The organism is Candidatus Avelusimicrobium fimicolum (assembly GCF_021632165.1).
In the GTDB taxonomy this organism is placed as follows: domain Bacteria; phylum Elusimicrobiota; class Elusimicrobia; order Elusimicrobiales; family Elusimicrobiaceae; genus Avelusimicrobium; species Avelusimicrobium fimicola.
Genome location: NZ_JAJWTS010000018.1, coordinates 14670 through 32164 on the forward strand (window position 1 = coordinate 14670; position 17495 = coordinate 32164).

The following is a 17495-nucleotide window of genomic DNA, read 5'->3' on the forward strand; positions in this document are numbered from 1 at the left end:
ACCCCGGCCGGAACAAAAACGGCCGGGGTACAGGGGAATTATGGCAAACGACATTTCTAAAACCGCTATCATTAATTTGGCCTTGGCCAACTTGGGGCAAAAACTGGTACACGACGATGCCGAGGATACCAATACCGCCCGCACGGCACGGCTGATGTACGATTTTGTACGCCGCAATTTACTGCGCGCCCACGACTGGGCTTTTGCCTTGCGCTGGGCCGATTTGGCCGCACGCGATGTGGAAACACCCGACCTTAAACTGCCGTATGTGTTTGCCCTGCCGGCAGACTGTATTTTTGTTAAGAAAATTTCTTACAAAGACGTGCCCCCTTGCCACCAAATCCCCTATACCCTCTTTTATGACAACCAGGGCAATAAACTGGTGGCGTGCCCCTACGGCGGTGCGCGGGTCTGCTATGTGGCGGATGTGGAAAATACGGCCGTATTTGACCCCTCTTTTGTGGCCTGCTTTGCGCTGCTCTTAGCGGCGGAACTGGCCGTACCGATAACAGGCGACAGCCAACTGGCGCAACTGATGCTTGCCAAATACCAAAGCAAACTGGACGAAGCGCGGCAGACCAACAAAATTGAACAGTTTGAAATGCCCGAAAAGACCAGTGCCTTTGTGGAGGTGCGCTAATGCCTGTACACATTTTACAACCCACGCTAAACGGCGGCGTGGCCGCACCAGGGCTGTGGCGCCGGGTGGACCAGCAGAAATTTTCCACCTGGTTGCGCGAGTGCGTAAACTATTACGTTTATCCGCAAGGTGGCGCGGCTAACCGGCCCGGCACTATAATGCTGGCCACGGTTAAGAAAACGCCCTACACCTATGAGGCCCCCATGACGCTTTACGCGTGGGGTATGAGCGGGTATGAACAGACCCAAGGGGTGTATTACACTGAATCCGAAACGCCGCAGGCGGGCTGCCCGGTTTATAAAAATGACGAAAAAACACCCTCTTTGAGCGCGACGTCCTTTGATTTGCAGGCCAACCCCGCTACCATGACGATAACGGACGGCTCTTTGACCTGGACCGTCCTGCGCCAGCCCACGTGGGACCAAGAACGAACCGTACAAAAAACCGCTTACCAAACCAAAAAAGCACGTTTGCTGCCGTTTGTATTTTCTAAGACACAAGCCTACTCGCTGGAACTGGGCGCGGGATATATCCGCTTTTTTAATTCAGACGGCCAATTATTAGACCAGCACCATTTGGTGTATGAGGTAGAAACCGATTTGGCCGAAGCAGACTTGAAAGATTTGTATTATTGCCAAAGCGCTGATGTGATGTATTTTGCCCGCAACGGCAAACGCCCCAAACAGTTGGAACGCTACGGCCATACGGATTGGAAATTTTCCGACTATGTTTTTTTGTATGGGCCGATGAAACTGGCCAACAAAGACGACGGACTTAAAATCTCGGCCGTGTATAACCAAAACTTGGCCAAGTTTTATTTAACGTGTGCCAATGATGTATTTTCGGCCGGCGATGTGGGCGCGTGGTGGAAGTTGAAACACCGTCTGCGGGCCGTAAACTTTGCCCCACAATACACCACACAACAAAACACCTTGTCAGACGCTATGCTGGTAAGCGGTGAACTGACCGTACAAACCACCGGCACATGGGGCGGACAGGTGGAACTGCAATATTCCGCCGACCCCAAAGACGAAAATTCTTGGCTCCCCCTACACACGATAAGCAGTATTATGTACCACGACCAAGCCGCCGACCAAGACGTAAACAGTTTTAACGCCAATGACGTGGTATCCGTGCCGGCCGGGCTATGGTGGATCCGGGTAAAACCGAGCGTAAACAATGGCCGTTGCTACCTGCGCCTGGACTGCGAAGCGCAGGAAGTGGATATTTTTTACAAAATAAGCGAGTTTATCTCGCCTATCAAAGTGGCGGCGGAACTGGTAAATAACACCAAAGATTTAGAAACGTATTTTTCTACGGGCCGGGAATACAAAGACTGCATCCCCGTATTCACCTCTGCCACCGCGCCCGCCGGCACATTTACCAGTTTGCAGGCTGATGCCTGGCACGCCTTGGACGGCACCACGGACACCTATGCAGAAGTGCCCAAGGACGGTAGTTTGGGCTTTACCTATACCTTTCCGGCCGCAGTAGTCATTACATCCATATCCGTGCTGGGCTATGGGATAGACGAACCTTTTATTGCCAGCGGGGGTTCCGGTGATGATACCCAATTTTTGACTTATGACGACACAAAGGCCTTTAATATCCGCAGTGAAGAACGCGGCAAAAGCGTATGTTTTACCGCCGGCGGACAAGAACGCACCAACACGTGGCGGATTTTACACATTAACCCACAGGTAGCCAACAGTATTACACTGGGGATTAACAACGGCAAAACGAAAGATAAATACCTGGTGTCTTTTGTAGTGCGCGGCTACGATTACGAAGCCGGAAAAGAAATTACCATTAACGCCACCAGCGAGTGGAGCGAGGGCGCTTGGAGCACCAAAAACGGTTGGCCCGCCAGCGTTTGCCAGCACGGCGGCCGCTTGGTGTGGGGCCAAAATGACGGCGTACAGGGTACGCGCATTGGCGATAATCACTCTTTTGCCCTGTCGTCGCCGTTGGAGGACAGCGACGCAGTATCCACCACGCTCAAAGACGAGGGTGTCAACGCCATTAATGCCTTAGTCAGCATGAAGAGTTTGGTGGCCTTTACGGCGGGTGGCGTATTTGCCTCTAACGCGGCCGTGATGACCCCCACCGATGCCGGAATGCCCAAACAGTCGGCCGAGGGCGGCGCTAACGTGCGCCCGGCGGTTATCGGTTCGCGCGTGCTGTATGCCCTGCCCAAACGGACCAAACTGCGCGACAGCGCGTACGATTATTCTACCGACGCTTTGCACGGCGACAACCTGTGCTATATTGCCGCCCACTTATTTGATAACGATAAAATCTTGGAAATGGCTTACCAGCAAGAGCCGGACGGGCTTTTGTGGGTGCTTATGGAAAGCGGTAAACTGCTGTGCCTAACCTATGTTCACGCGGAAAATGTCTGCTCGTGGACGGAAATGGAAACGGATGGACGGGTGGAGAGCATTTGCTGCATACCGGGCCAAGGGCGCGACGAATTATTTTTAATCGTCAACCGTGACGGCACGCGCTATGTGGAAAAAATGGCAGACCGTTTGGCAAGCAAAGAGCCGGCGGAACAATACTTTGTGGACTGCGGCCGCACCTACCGGGGCGAGCCCACTACTGCGGTAAGCGGGCTGGATTATTTAGAGGGCAAAGAGGTATCCATTTTGGCAGACGGACAAGTAATGCCCCGCCAAACGGTACAAAACGGCCAAATTACGCTTTCCGCGCCCGCCAGCGTGGTGCACGTGGGGTTGCCTTATACGGCGCGCCTGCGCACGTTAAGCGGGGATATCAACACAGACAGCGGCAGCGTACTGGCCAAAAAGAAACGCATTACCGGGGCGTTGGTGTGCGTGGTGGACAGCCGCAACGCCCGCGTAGGCACGGACCCGGACCATATGGAAACCTGGAACCCGGAAAAGCCACTTGCCTATAACACCGGGAAAGAATTAGTTAGCGAAGACATCCGCTTCACCTTTGCGGGGCAATATGAGCAAATGCCCAGCGTGATAGTGGAGCAGCGGGACCCGCTCCCGTTAATGATAACGGCTATTGTGCCGTGTGTAACGGTGGGTAATTTATGATAACCATTGAAAGGACCAAAGACGAACACATCCGATTTGTTTCGGCGCGCCTGCGTAAGGGCGACAAATTGGAACTGGAACACGCCGGAAGAAAGGATTATCAAGCGGCGGTAAAAGAAAGCGTGGCCGTAAGCCCGTTTGCTTTTACGGCCCTGCACAATGGGGTGCCTATGTGTTTGTTTGGCCTACGGCCAGACGGGTTGCTGTCCCGCCGGGCACGGGTGTGGCTGCTAGGCACAGGCGAAATAAATACCACCAAAAAAGACTTTGTGATAACCTGCCGCGCGGTGCTGAACGGCCTCTTGGATATTTATCCGGAACTATACAACGCAGTGGATGACGGGTATCCGCAAGCCAAGCGGCTGCTTCAATTTTTGGGGGCTCGGTTTACCCGGAAGGTATTTGCCAAAACCGGGCAGCCCTTTATTTTGTTTGAAATACGGAGGAATCAATAATGTGTACTGCCAACAACGCTGCCGCCAAAGGCGCGGCCGCTACGCAAACGAAAACACCGTTTTATAAGAACCCACAATTTTGGCGCGGTGCCGGGACGGGCCTTGCCATAGGCAGCGGGATTATGGATGCCTCGTCCGCCCTTTCCAGCGGGCGTGCTGCGGCCGCCAAATACAATGCCCAGGCGTTTGCCGAAGAAAGCCAAGCGGCTTTGGACGAACAGACGGCCGCACGGCAGACTACGTACGATTTACAGCAGGCGGCCGATCAGGTAAAACAGGTCCGCCGGGCAGGGCGCCAAACCTACGGCAAGCAACTGGCCGCCGCAGTAGCCAGCGGAATGGATTTGTCCAGCGGGTCTTTTGAAGATACCGTAAATGACAGTTTGCGCGCGGAGCAGGAAGATATGGAGTATCTTAAACGCACCGTATCTACCCGCGCCAGCGAACGGGCCTTGCAGGCGCAATTAAACACCCTTACGGCCAAAGGGCAAGCCGAGCAAATGCGCATTGCCGGACGGGCCGCCAAAAAGGCTGCACGGCTTAATAGTTATTCTTCGCTGTTATCTACCGCGGCCAGCGTGGCCGGGATGTGGGGAGGCGCTAAATGAAAGTACCGCAATATGAAAACCGGGTAGCCCCCGGATCCATTACCGCCGCACGGCCGCAAGCGGTTACACCTGTGGCCGGCGCCTTTGGCGAAAGCGTGGCCGCCGCCGGCGAAAATGTGGCCCAAGGAATAGACCGCATGGCCGCCGCTATGGACAACGCGGCCAACCGCTTGGCCGTCCGCCAGCGCAACCTGCGCACGACGGCCGCCATTTTGAACTGGCGCAAGGACAATGACGAACTGTTAAACGGCAAACTGGGCGACGACGGAAAACGTATTGACGGCGGGCTACTCAGCAAGGAATACGGCCAAGCCGACACCATTGCCGCCGATTACCAAACCAAGGGGCAAGAACTAATGAAAAAATACTTGGATATGGCCCCCACCGATGATGAACGCGAAGAACTGGCGTTGGAGTTTCAAAAGGACTTTCAAAATAATTTTGACACCGTGGCACGCTACCAGTTAAAACAACAGCGCGCCCAAGGCGACTTGCTGACGGATGCCTACAAAAAACAGCAGGCGGGCCTGGCCGGAGCGATCACCACCGTCGCAGGCATGCGCGCCAATTTGGACGATACGTATAAGAAGTCCAATGAAAACGCCACGGCCGCCGGCGTGCCGCCGCAAGCGCAGGCTTTGCTGCGCTTTGATATTGCGCGCGACAACGTATCGGCCGCGGTGAAAGGGAGCATTATCAACGGTAACCTGTCAGCCGCCCGCCAAGTATTGGACGGCGTAAAAGACGATTTATTGCCAGACGATTACAACCAGTTAAATAACTTTATTAAAAAGGCCGAACAAACCCAAGCGCAGGGCTCCAAAAGCGAACGCTTGGGCCCGCTTTATGAGCGCGCCTTGGTTATGGCCGAAACCGAGCCCGAAAAATTGCAAGAAGAAATTGTCGGGCTGATGCGCAACCCCGCCAGTGCGCTTACCCAATACAGCCAAAACTTTGGCCCGTTGGATGCCAAGGGGCTTTTGGAATACGGCAAATGGGTGCAAAACAATTTGTTAGACAGCCCGGACACGCGTTCCGGGCGAATAAAACAGGCCAACTGGCAGGAACACGAAAACGGCTTTAACGCTTTTGAGTGGAAAATAAAAAGCGGAAAGGACCCCAAAATTGGCAACAAGGATATGAACAACCCGCAAACCGTGCTGGCCGCCATTGGTGCGCTTTCGGGCCAAATTGCCCACCACGACTTTGACGGCGAGGACCTAAAAAAGGCCGAAAAACAGTTGTCCCAACTGCGTCAGGCGCTGGGCACTATGGATATAAAAGCCAACGATACGGCCTTGGGCGAAATTGTACGGCAGGCTAATTTGCTTTCCGACGGAGCAGAAAAACGTGCGGAAACCGGCACTACCACCCGCTTGGCTCCGCTGGAAGTGGAAGGAATTTCCTTACTGAACGACCGCGAAGTAAAGAACTATGAAAATTACCCCGTGGGCGGATTTTTAACCCCGGAAGAAAAGAGCCTTATTATAGAGCAAGCCGCCCAATTTTTACAAGCGGCCAATGTCAATTTGCTGGCCGAGGATACCAACACCCGCACCCAAGCGGTGGCCGCCGTGCAAACCGTGGCGCGCGATTATGTACGCAGTAAATTTGCCATAAACCGGGACGACGTAATGGACGTGCAGGTGGGTGAGAATACCTTTAAGTCTTACGGTATTAAGCCTAATCCCCGTTTGGGTGCTGACGTAAAAAGCCGCTTGGACGGCTACCGCTACCAAGAAGAAAACGGCGCCGCGTATTTGATTAAACGCGATAAAAACAACAAAGAATTACACAGGCAACTTTTATGAACGAACAAGAACAAACCGCTAAAACCCCTTTAACTGCCCCCGCACCGCTTGCCACTTTGGAGCCGGAGCGCAGAAGCGTATATTTGCCCAAGGAAAACTTAATTGTAAATACCTCCTTGCGCAGAGCGCAGGACTTACAATTTGCCATAGAGACCGAACTGCGCAACCAAAATAAAGACAATTATTTTGCCTACCAGCGTTTGGACGAAAGCATCCCCGATACAACCCACCGCTGGTGGAGAACCCCTTACCGCGCGGTGGCCAATGCGGGTGTGTCTATGTGGCAGTCGGGCGAGCGCCTTATGGCGGGCGGCATCGGCGTCATACTGGACGAATACGAATACAGCAAGGCTTCGCGCGCGACCAGCCGCAAATACGCCCAGCAGGCCGAGGAATTAAACCAAGGAGCCTTGGCCGTGCCCGGGGCGCAAACCCTGGATAAACGAAAAAAGGACCTCTACGATGCGTATTTGGCGGAACTGCACCAAATACGCCAAGACTATGAGCACAACCGCAAATTGGGGCGGGATGCCTTGCTGGTGATGAGCAAAAATAACGCCAAATTCCGTGAACTCGCCGGCATTGAAAAGAACGAAAAGGACGGATTCCTGTACGATTTGTTTGGCGCCGGCGGCAGCCTTATGGCGGCCATTGGCCTTACGGTGCTGACAGGCAGCCCCGCGGCGGCCGCTATTGCCTTTGGCGCTACGGCCGGGCAACAGGACTATGAAGAGGCCTTGCAAAACGGCGTGGCCCCGGACCGGGCGTTACTCTCCGGCATTGCCGGCGGTGCGTTTGAGGGCGGCATTGAACTACTGGGTATGGAAATGCTGTTTAAGAGTTTAACCAAAACGGGCGTATTGGGGCGTATTGCCGCCTCGGCTTTGAGTGAGGGCAGTGAAGAGGCCGCCCAGCAAACCGCTGAGGAAATTATTATGCAGCACTTTGGCGGCCGCCAGCAGGACTTGGCCGACACCTTACTGGGCATTGGATACTCGTTTGTCTTGGGGTCTTTTACGGCCGTACCCGTGGCTACCTTGGTAAACCGTGCGAGCAAAAAACTGCAAAACAGAGGTATTAAAAAAGAACTGGCCGATAAAATGGCCCTGAATATGGCCAAGGCAACGGCGACACCCGAAAACAATGCGCAAGTGCACAAGATTTTATCCAACGCCACGAGCCCGCTTGTTTACCCCAATGGGGATGTGGAACAAGGAGCCCAAGCGTTTAAGGCGGCCGTTGATAAAGCCCGCAACCCGGACAGGGAAACCACCCGCAAAATGTATGAGGTGGCGGAACGCACGGAGCAAAAGGCCTTGGCCGCCGGCTACGATACGGACAGCGCGGCGCTACTTGGCAATTTGGAACAAAGCCGCGCCAACAGCGTGCTGAACGTGGCGGGCCTGAAACCGGGCGAGTTTGAAATGACGGAAGTGGACTTTGAAAACGCCCCCGTGCAAGACAATACCGAAGCCGTGCAGGCCGCCGTGGCCGCCCGGCGCGAACAATGGAAGCGCGAATACGAGGAACAACAAGCGCGCAAAGCACAGGAGCAAGCGGCCGCCGAAGCGGCATTTGACCGCAAACTGGCGGATGCGGGGCTAACAGAAAAGGACTTTTTGTTGCAGGAAACCATAAATAAAAATGCGGTAGATTTAACGGCTCCGTTTGCTGACATTGCCAAATTGCCGGCAGACCAGCGCGCCCAACAAGTGGAATCTTCCTTGAACGCCCTTATCGGCCAGGCTATGGATACGGCTGCCCCGCCCTTGCAAATACAAATTACGGCAGATAACAAGGTCCATATTAAAAACTCTAACGTAAAACTAAAAAATGGAAAATTAAAACGCCACCAAACCGCCCTGACCACATTGGAAAAAATTGTTAATGTGGCCCAAAAAACGGATAGAAAGGGCGCGGTGGACGTGTCCCATAATACCAGTAAAAAAACATTGGCTCATAAGGCTAATGTAGAAGAATATGTGTATTTCCAAGCCCCGGTAAAAATTGGAGAAGATACTTTTTTGGTGGAATTGGCTACGGAACGCGTAAAAGGGCAGGATAAAAATTTGTTAGACCTGTATAATGTACACGTAAAAAGGAACCCTGCCACCGCGCATTTAAGCACTTACGGGCAGGGTCCCAGTACAGATAGGATAACTAATAACGAAGAATTTGTCAAGGCCCAAGAAAGCGGAAAGACAAATAATCCGTCTGAACTGTTGCAGGAAAATTTATTTAATATCCAGCAAAACCTGTTTGATAAACAGCAGAGTTTGTTTGATACGCAGGTCAATGCGGAGGAACGGACCGCACTCACGCAAGAGGACAGCGAACTCAAAGAGACGGCGGACGGGCTTTTTAGCGAAGAAGAATTAAAGCAAGACTTGCCGCCCTTTACCCCCACGGGCAAGCCCGAGCGTATAGAGGATTTTGGCGAAAAGATTTTAGGGGCCCGCAAGGATATGTGGGGCAAGTACCGCGCCGCTATGACGAGCGAACTGCCCGCCGACGTGCGCAGTATTACGCTATCCCAATACTTTCCGGAACCAAATTACGAAGCGGCCATAGCCAAGGGCATTACAACCGAACAACTGGCTATTGTAAAGGCTTTGCGCGACAGTCTGCCCGTTAAGCCGCAACGCCCCGCCCGCGCGGCCCAATGGGTAGAAGGCTTAAAGGCGGCGCGCGAAACGGCCAACCAAGTGCTGCAACATCCGGAAATGGTAAACCTGTTCAAAGAAACAGACAAAACGGATGCTATCCACAATCGCGTGGCTTTTTACCTAGAACTGGGCTACCCGGCATTTACCAAGGCCAAGGAATACTCCTTGCGCCCGGGCAACTTTTTAATGTTTAACGGACAACGCTTTAATGAGCCCCAAAAGATATATTTACTGGAACGCGGATATAAACGGGTGGCCGGTTCGCAAAACCGGGCCGAAATGGTGGCCCTGGCCCGCAAAATGCTGGCGCAGTCGGCCGCGCCCGCCAAAGCACCTACCAAATTGGACGTCTATCAAAGGCGCGACACGGGCGAAATTATCATTGGCAAGAAAATTGCCACGGGCAAATTTATTGACTTAAAGGGCGGCTTTGAGCGCGTAAAGGATGCGTTTGACTTTTTAACCCAAAACCAAGCGCATTTAGAAGCCCTTTTGTCCGAAAAGCGCAAAATTTACCCCGTCCGCCGCGATACCAACGCGCCGCGCGTGGGCAAGGAATACCGCCCGGCCGGAACGGTTATCACGCCGGAGCGGTTTAGCCAAGAGTTTGGCTTCCGCGGCGTACAGTTTGGCAACTGGGTGGAACAGGAACGCCGCGCGCAAGACTTAAATAATGCTTATGATGCGCTCCTGGATATGGCAGATATTATCCGCATACCGGCCCGGGCGGTGTCTTTGGACGGCACACTGGGGCTGGCCTTTGGCGCACGCGGCAAAGCCAATGAACTGGCCCATTACGAACGCGGCCACGTGGTTATCAACTTGAATAAAAAGAACGGTGCGGGCAGTTTGGGCCACGAATGGTGGCACGCCTTGGATAACTATTTTAGCAGACAGGACGGACAAAATGAAATGACCTCGGAAAATCCCAAGGCTAACAGCGCCTTGCGCCCGGAAATGAAAGAGGCTTACCAAGGTGTATTAAAAGCCATTACGGACACGTTTTACAGCCGTAGTGTAAACTTGGATAAATTGCGTTCAAAGCCCTATTGGAGTACCCGCACGGAAATGACCGCCCGCGCCTTTGAAAGTTATTTGATTTATAAGGCCAAGCAAGAGGGACACTCCAACGATTACTTGGCCAACATTGTAAACCCGGAGGCCTATTTGGGCGGGAAAGAACGTTTCCCGTACCCGACCGATACGGAAATGCCCGCTATTGCGGCCGCGTTTGACCGCTTTTTTAACACGTTAAAAACGACCGAAACCACGCGCGGCTATACGCTTTATGAGGAAAGCGAGGGCGACACGTCGTTTGATTTTGGCCAAAATGTGGCCCAGCCGGACTTTTTGGGGAAGGTGGTTTTTGCCCAAGACAGCAACCGCGCTATTATTGTAGCCAGCACTTCTGCCAATAAATCTACCGCCATTCACGAGTATTTCCATATTTGGGAACGCGACCTCTACCGGGCGGAAAAAGCCAGCACAGACCCCGAATTTTTGCAAATGATGCAGGACCTGCGGCAAATCCACGCGGACAGCGCGCCCTTTGTAATGGAGTATTTGGGCAAAACCAAACTGCTAAACGATACCGCCCGCGCCCGCGTTTTACAAACCATTAAAGAGCGCGGCGGGAACGAATACATCAAACGCCTGGCGTTTAGTGATGTGTTAGACGAAAACGACACAACCGCCCAATTTGTACGCCGCGGGTTTAGGGAAAACTTTGCCACCAAGGCCGAAAAATACTTCCAAAACGGCAAAGCCCCTAACGCGACCTACAAAAACCTGTTTGAAAAATTTGCCGCCTGGCTGCGCGAGATTTACGGCTCCTTAACGGGGGTGGAACTTTCGCCCGAGGTGCAGGAGTTCTTTGATAAACTCTTGGCCAAAGAGGCCCGCCGCGTGGACAGTAAACTGTTTACGGGTAAGGTGGATAAATTAAAACAACAAATTAACAACATCCGCCAAGGCAGCCCGCGGGGCGATTTTACCTTGGAACAAATTAAAGACCTCGTCAATACATTAGATGCGCCCGCGCCCAAACTGCCCACGAATCATTTGCTTAAAGATTTGCGCCGCTATGGGGCCGAATATGCCAACGCCGGGCAAATTGACAAAGAAGCCTATAAAAATGCCCGCGTATTTAATAAAAAGGGCGGCATTGGCGATGACCCGGCCCGGTGGCTGGCCGACCACGGCTATCTAACCGAGGCCGAAGGGCGGACCTATGAGGAGCAGGACCGTATCAACCAGCAGGCCTACGACCTGATAGACCGCGCGTTAAACGGCGAAGTTATTTACCCCGTGGGCACGGAAAAACAGGTGCAGGACTTTGAAAACTACAAGGCCCTTGTGAATACCGTGCGCGACGTGTGGGGCGACCCGCGCGAAGCCAAAAAGACCTTAAAGGCTATTTTAGACCTGGAAGAAAAGGGCTACCGCGTGGTGGAAAAGCGCGACCTGGCGGATTTTTCCCTGCGGCTTGGGGAACTAAACCGCTTGGCCGAAAAGTTGGACCCCAAGGGCGCTACTACACAAGCCAAAGAACAGGCCTCCGCCGCCACCTTGGATGCGGCCCGCAAGATTAAACGCCACTTAATTACCGAACTTAACAAGCGGCAAATTGAGGGAAAAGACATCTTAATTAAGCAGTTGGAAAACGCCAAGACCTTTGAGGAAATACAAACCGCGGCCGCGGGTGCGCTGGACTTTTTGGAGGACGCCTACGACCGCACGAACGAGGGGCAGGAGGAACGCCGGCGCACCGATTTGCCCAATACAAATTGGGACAACGTGCGCGCCGAACTGCTGCGCGCTTATACCGAATCTATCGGACACGTGGACGAAAAGATACAGCAGGCCTGGCGTGTGCTGGATATGGCCGCCAGCGGGCAACTGAAACTTTATGAAAATCTGACGGACGAAGAAGTGGCCCGCCGGCGAACCGCCGCCGAAAAGGTGTTAAAAGAGGCGGAGCCAAAATTGGAAGCCGCCCTAATGCGGGCTATGGAAAGCGTACTGCGCAAACAAGGCGGGTTGGAAAGCGACCAAGTGCGCCGCCTGGTGGCCAAGTACGCGCGCAACGCTAGCCGCCAACGCTCGCTTTGGAAACACGAGATAGACAAACTGATAGACAAAGCACGCGAAATTCAAGAGGACAATTATAAGCAGTATATGAACCGCAAAATCCAAGCCCTTTTGAATATGAACTTATTTGACCGCCGGGGCAATTTCCGCCGAGCGATGACGGACCCGGCCACAATGACCGCCTTGGAAGAATTACGGCGCGTGGCACATTTGGGGCCGCAAAGCGCCGCCGACGAATTGCAAAACCGTATGCTTGTAGATAAACCCACCAGCCCGACGGATAGAATTATTAACGAAATGCTTTCCATACAGGCTTATGCGCGCAAGGACGTGTCCTGCCAACTGTTTAAGCAGGCTTACGAGGATATCCACGCCCTGCGCAAGGCCGGCAGAGAGGCTAAAAGTTTGGAAAAAATGATTAAAGATTACCGCACCGAACAGGACAAGAGCGAAGTGTTGGGCGCTATCAAAAAAAATAAAAAGGCCGGCAAGTTAAAGCAGATGTACGCCAGTTGGATAGCCAACTGGGAAAGTTTCTTGGATATGGTAACGGATAAAGAAACCAAGGAAAAATACTCTATGCTCAACCTGGAAGCCGATACCATTACCTACACTTGGCAGCGCAGAACGGACATTATGGACGGCGTAAAGCGCATTTATGGGCTGGGCAGCAACCGCGAGGTGCAAAACAAAATGAACGCCTTGCGCAACGAAAAATATACGTTTACCAATTATGCCCTGGTGGATAAAAACACCAACCCCGGAGCCTTAAAACATACGGGCGAAGCCTTCCCCGAGGAACTGAACAAACTGCAAATTATTGATGCCTATATCTATGCCAAGAACGATAACTTAATGGACCGCTTATTAAACCAGTACGGGGCCCAATTAAACGATATGTTTGCCCTGCTAGATAAGCAGGACAGGGCCTTGGGGGATTTTTTACAAAAAGAGGCGGAAAAAACCTACGCGCAAATTAACAGCGTGTTTGTAAAAGAACGCGGCTACGATTTGCCCCGCGTGGAAAATTATTTCCCCAGCAAAACGGAGCGGGTGGAAAGTGAACTGGACTTTTTAAACGCGGCCGCCGCTATGAGCAAAAACCCGTCTTTTACCAAAATGCGCGTAAGCAGCGCGTTTGTGCAAATGAAGTTGGAAAACCCGTTTGGCATTTTGTTCACCCACATTGACCGTGCGGCCGATTACACCTTTAAGGCGGAAAAGTTAAACCAAATCCGCCGCGTGTTCAAAAGCCCGGTGTTAAAACCCGCGATTATTGAGCAGGTGGGCGAGGACTGCTACAAGCGTATGCTGGAACTCATTGACCAGTTTAGCGTAACCAAGCCGCGGCTTAATTACGAAATGGACAAATTGGGCGACTGGCTGACCAACAACTATGTAAAGGGCGCGATTGCCTTAAAGCCGACGATTGCCGTAAAGCAGTTAATCTCGGCCATAAACTACGCGGAAAATATGCCGGCCACCCAATGGGTGAGCGGATTTACCAAGGCCATTATGCACCCCAAAGAAACGGTGGCCTTTATGATGTCTGGCGACCCGTATTTGAAAGCGCGGTATGAAAGCGGCTCTATGAACGAGGCTTTGGCCCGCGCCACCGCAGATGCCAACGCCCTGACGGCCCGGGGTAAATTCCTGCGCTTTACCGACCTATTAACGATTAATACGCGCCTAGGGGACGTGGGCGCTATTATGTTTGGCGGGAAGCCGTATGTGGACTATTTAATGCAGACCAAGGGAATGAGTAAAAAGGAAGCGTTTGCCGAGTTTAGAAAGTCCACCCTGAGAAGCCAACAGGCCAATACGAGAAGCAGTTTATCTACCTTGCAGGCGCGGGATATGAACTTTATCGTGCGCGGACTGTTTGCCTTTAAGAATACGCCCGCCCAGTACGCGCGCAAAATTGCCGACGCAATTTATGAATACCAACGTGGGGAAATTTCCCGCGCGCAACTGGCCAAGGTGGTGGCTATTTACGGGTTGTTTAACTCGTGGATGTACTCCGCCCTGACAACGCTGGGGCTTTTGGCCTGGTATTATGACGATGATGATGCGGACGAAATACTGGCGGACGAACTGTTTTTTAGCCCGTTTGTGCAAATGGCCGGCTGTTTGCCCGTGCTGGATATGGCCGTGGGGACGGCCGCCCAAGTGGCCAAAGCAAAGATGTTTGACCATACAGTGCGTATGGAACGCCCGGAACTGCCGGTAGTAAGCGAACTGTTCAAAATGGGACAAATGGCCGTAAAGGACGATTTAGCCGCCGAAGATGTATTGAATATGCTAGTGGAAGGCGGGCAATTAATCGGCGGGCTTCCCGCCAAATATGCCAAGGGCTTTGCCACGGGCACGGCAGATATTGCCAGCGGAGAAAACCCGATGCGCGGATTTCTGCAAATGCTGGGCTACACCGAAAACCGCGCCCATATTGCCACGAATACCAAAGAATAAGGAGCAAGGAAATGACCGTATCTAATACCACTACAAAAATAACTTACGTTGGGGACGGAAAAAACCGCACATTTGGGATTCCTTTCCCCATTCTATCCGCCGCGGATCTGCGGGTGGTGATAACCGACAGCGAGGGCGTGGAAACCAGTGCAGACGGGCAGTTTACCGTTAATATGGCCCAAAAGCAACTGACGTACCCAACGGTAGGGAGCCGTGTGCCTACGCTGTCCAAAGACTGCAAAATTACCATTTTGCGCCAAACGCCGCTTACGCAAGACATAGACCTGCAAAGCGGCCACGCATTGGACGCCGAAGAACTGGAACGGGGGTTTGACAAACTAACGTATGTATTGCAGGAACTAAGCGAAAAGATGTCCCGCGCGCTGACCTATAAGGTGAGTGAAACAAACGAACATACAGCCGAGGAGTATTTGAGCAAAATTGCCGCTTCTCTGCAAGCGGCCGCCGGCGCTGCCCAGCAGGCGGCAACCGCGGCTACGCAAGCCAAAAATGCCGCGCAGGAGGTTTCTTCGTCCGTAAATGAACACAATGCCAGCCAAACAGCACACAATGATTTGCGCAACCTTATTGCCAAGAAGCAAAACATCTTAACAGCCGGACCGGGCGTAGATATTACGGACGATATAATTTCCATAACGGGCGCCGGTGGCGGAAACGGTGGAACGGGCATAACGGTAGATAGCACCCTGGACAGCGAGAGCACCAACCCAGTGCAAAACAAAGTGATTAAAGCCGCCCTGGACGGCAAACAAAAAACCTTAATTCCTGGGCCAAATGTGAGTATTGCGGCCGACGGAACAATTAATTTTACGGGAGGCACGGAAAGCGGAAGCAGCACTGGACTAACCGGGCTAGTGGTATATAACGAGCGAGGTTATAGCAAGGCAGCCCGAACAGGCAACTTCCGCACCAATATCGGCACCCGGGAATATAAGTTTATCACGTTGGAACTGTGCAACGCAGACGGCACTGTATGGTGCACTCCTCTGCACTCCGTGGTTGGATACGGGAACAGAAGCGGAAACTTTGCCACCGTTTACTATGCAATTTCTGCCAGCGAATTTGAGGGCAATACGATTTTGGCTGACGACACTTACGGGATTAAAATTACCCTCTGGTACTAGGAGCCAAAAATGACCGTAGCGAATACAACCACCAAATTACAATACAAGGGCAACGGCGAAAACCGCATGTTTGGGATCACGTTTCCGTTGGCGGACGGCAGCCACCTGCGCCTATTTCTAACCACCCCACAAGGAGTGGAAAGCGAAATTACAAAAAATTTTGCATTTAGCGATACATTGGACAGCGTTACTTATCCGACCTTGGAAAGCGGCATGGAAGCGTTGGCGGACGGATATACGCTGACGCTTTTGCGTCAAACTCCCCCCACGCAAGAACTTGATTTGCAAAGCGGCCACGCGTTGGACGCCAAAGAACTGGAACGGGGTTTTGACAAATTGACGTGTTTGGTCCAGGAAGCGCAAGAGCAAATGGCCCGCGCCATTTGTTACCCCGTGAGCGCTGAGGAAAAACCCAGTGCAGAAGGCTTTTTAGAGCAGTTAAACGAACTGAAAGACACGGCTCAAAAAGCGCAGGCAGAGGCCCAAAAGGCTTTATCCCAAGCCTCCGACTTGAAAGACGAGACCTTGCAAATTGCGCGGTGCGCACGCAATATAGCCGGTGCGGATGAAGATGTGCCGGTGGATATTGCTATTTTGTTAGACGAGATAAAAGAAACACAGGAGAACTAAATTATGGCAGACGAAACGACTATCTATTCTGCGAAACATTGGGCGGCCAAGGCGGCTAAAAGCGCTACGGCAGCGGCAGGCAGCAAGGAGGATGTTGCGGCCAACGCTACTGCGGCGGCCACCAGCGCCCAAACGGCAAGCGAAAAAGCTGAGGATGCGGCCAGTTCCGCCACCAGCGCGGCGGCGAGTGCGACGGCCGCGGCTGGAAAGGCTACGCAAGCGGCTACTTCGGCCACCAATGCAGGGCAAAGTGAAACGGCAGCGGCCGCATCGGCTACGAATGCGGCGAACAGTGCCACGGCTGCGTCTAGTAGTGCAACTTCCGCTCAAACGGCCCAAACCAAGGCACAGGCTTTGGCCGAATTGTGCAAGCAACTGGCCAATGCGCCGGAAGACCAAGCGGTGGATGTTTCCGTGCTGAACAGTTAGGAGGGCATTATGAGCGAAGAACAAGTTTATTCTGCCCGGCATTGGGCCGCCAAAGCGGCGGCCAGCGCGCAGGACGCGGCACAGAGTGCGCAAAATTCCCGTGGCCTTGCTATCGGGCAGTTAGTGTGGAGCCAATCCTCATTAGCCAAAGACAACCCCGGCTGTTTGCCGGCTTGGACAGGCGAGTATTATCCTAATGCCGCCGCGTTGTACCCCGATTTTTACGCGTGGGTAAAAAGCCACCCCGAACTGTGCAAAACCAAGGCTGAATATGACTCTGCCATTGCTGCTTACGGCGAGTGCCCCTATTATGTGGTTGATGAGAATACAGCGCAAAACTCCCTCCGTCTGCCGAAACACAAAAACTCAGGTAGATATCTTGTTAAAAAAGAAATCAACGGCAACGATTGGTATGCCCTGTATAGCGATGGCTGGCTTGAACAGGGAGGGTATTTTGCTAATCCTCAAACGATTGGTACAACGG

Annotated in this window: 10 protein-coding genes; all 10 read left to right on the forward strand. The window is 52.8% G+C overall.

What is annotated here, in order from left to right:
* Positions 1–40 precede the first annotated feature (40 nt).
* Complete coding sequence (locus ACQY2K_RS06815) at positions 41–640, forward strand: hypothetical protein (RefSeq protein ID WP_428041229.1); 600 nt, start codon at positions 41–43, stop codon at positions 638–640.
* Entirely contained in the window at positions 640–3708 is a 3069-nt protein-coding gene (locus tag ACQY2K_RS06820) for a hypothetical protein (protein ID WP_428041230.1), read from the forward strand. The genes ACQY2K_RS06815 and ACQY2K_RS06820 overlap by 1 nt, the downstream gene beginning before the upstream one ends.
* The gene (locus tag ACQY2K_RS06825) at positions 3705–4163 is read left to right on the forward strand and encodes a hypothetical protein (protein ID WP_428041231.1); all 459 of its coding nucleotides are present in this window, start codon (positions 3705–3707) and stop codon (positions 4161–4163) included. The genes ACQY2K_RS06820 and ACQY2K_RS06825 overlap by 4 nt, the downstream gene beginning before the upstream one ends.
* Positions 4163–4771, forward strand: a complete 609-nt coding sequence (locus ACQY2K_RS06830) for a hypothetical protein (protein ID WP_428041232.1) — start codon at positions 4163–4165, stop codon at positions 4769–4771. The genes ACQY2K_RS06825 and ACQY2K_RS06830 overlap by 1 nt, the downstream gene beginning before the upstream one ends.
* Complete coding sequence (locus tag ACQY2K_RS06835) at positions 4768–6582, forward strand: hypothetical protein (protein WP_428041233.1); 1815 nt, start codon at positions 4768–4770, stop codon at positions 6580–6582. Before ACQY2K_RS06830 ends, ACQY2K_RS06835 begins: the two co-directional genes overlap by 4 nt.
* Entirely contained in the window at positions 6579–14807 is an 8229-nt protein-coding gene (locus ACQY2K_RS06840; protein WP_428041234.1) for an LPD5 domain-containing protein, read from the forward strand. The genes ACQY2K_RS06835 and ACQY2K_RS06840 overlap by 4 nt, the downstream gene beginning before the upstream one ends.
* Before the next feature lie 11 nt (positions 14808–14818).
* A complete protein-coding gene (locus ACQY2K_RS06845) occupies positions 14819–15952 on the forward strand; it encodes a hypothetical protein (protein ID WP_428041235.1) in 1134 nt (377 codons plus the stop codon).
* 9 nt (positions 15953–15961) lie between these two features.
* Entirely contained in the window at positions 15962–16582 is a 621-nt protein-coding gene (locus tag ACQY2K_RS06850) for a hypothetical protein (protein WP_428041236.1), read from the forward strand.
* 3 nt (positions 16583–16585) lie between these two features.
* Positions 16586–17011 (forward strand): hypothetical protein, encoded by a 426-nt coding sequence (locus ACQY2K_RS06855; protein WP_428041237.1) that lies wholly within the window; start codon positions 16586–16588, stop codon positions 17009–17011.
* Between the two features lie 9 nt (positions 17012–17020).
* On the forward strand, positions 17021–17495 hold a 475-nt coding region (locus ACQY2K_RS06860), incomplete at its 3' end, for a hypothetical protein (protein ID WP_428041238.1).

What these genes read in the sequence shown, in the direction of transcription:
- ACQY2K_RS06815 (WP_428041229.1), top strand. Translation starts at nt 41, where the DNA reads ATGGCAAACGACATTTCTAAAACCGCTATCATTAATTTGGCCTTGGCC.
- ACQY2K_RS06820 (WP_428041230.1), top strand. Translation starts at nt 640, where the DNA reads ATGCCTGTACACATTTTACAACCCACGCTAAACGGCGGCGTGGCCGCA.
- ACQY2K_RS06825 (WP_428041231.1), top strand. Translation starts at nt 3,705, where the DNA reads ATGATAACCATTGAAAGGACCAAAGACGAACACATCCGATTTGTTTCG.
- ACQY2K_RS06830 (WP_428041232.1), top strand. Translation starts at nt 4,163, where the DNA reads ATGTGTACTGCCAACAACGCTGCCGCCAAAGGCGCGGCCGCTACGCAA.
- ACQY2K_RS06835 (WP_428041233.1), top strand. Translation starts at nt 4,768, where the DNA reads ATGAAAGTACCGCAATATGAAAACCGGGTAGCCCCCGGATCCATTACC.
- ACQY2K_RS06840 (WP_428041234.1), top strand. Translation starts at nt 6,579, where the DNA reads ATGAACGAACAAGAACAAACCGCTAAAACCCCTTTAACTGCCCCCGCA.
- ACQY2K_RS06845 (WP_428041235.1), top strand. Translation starts at nt 14,819, where the DNA reads ATGACCGTATCTAATACCACTACAAAAATAACTTACGTTGGGGACGGA.
- ACQY2K_RS06850 (WP_428041236.1), top strand. Translation starts at nt 15,962, where the DNA reads ATGACCGTAGCGAATACAACCACCAAATTACAATACAAGGGCAACGGC.
- ACQY2K_RS06855 (WP_428041237.1), top strand. Translation starts at nt 16,586, where the DNA reads ATGGCAGACGAAACGACTATCTATTCTGCGAAACATTGGGCGGCCAAG.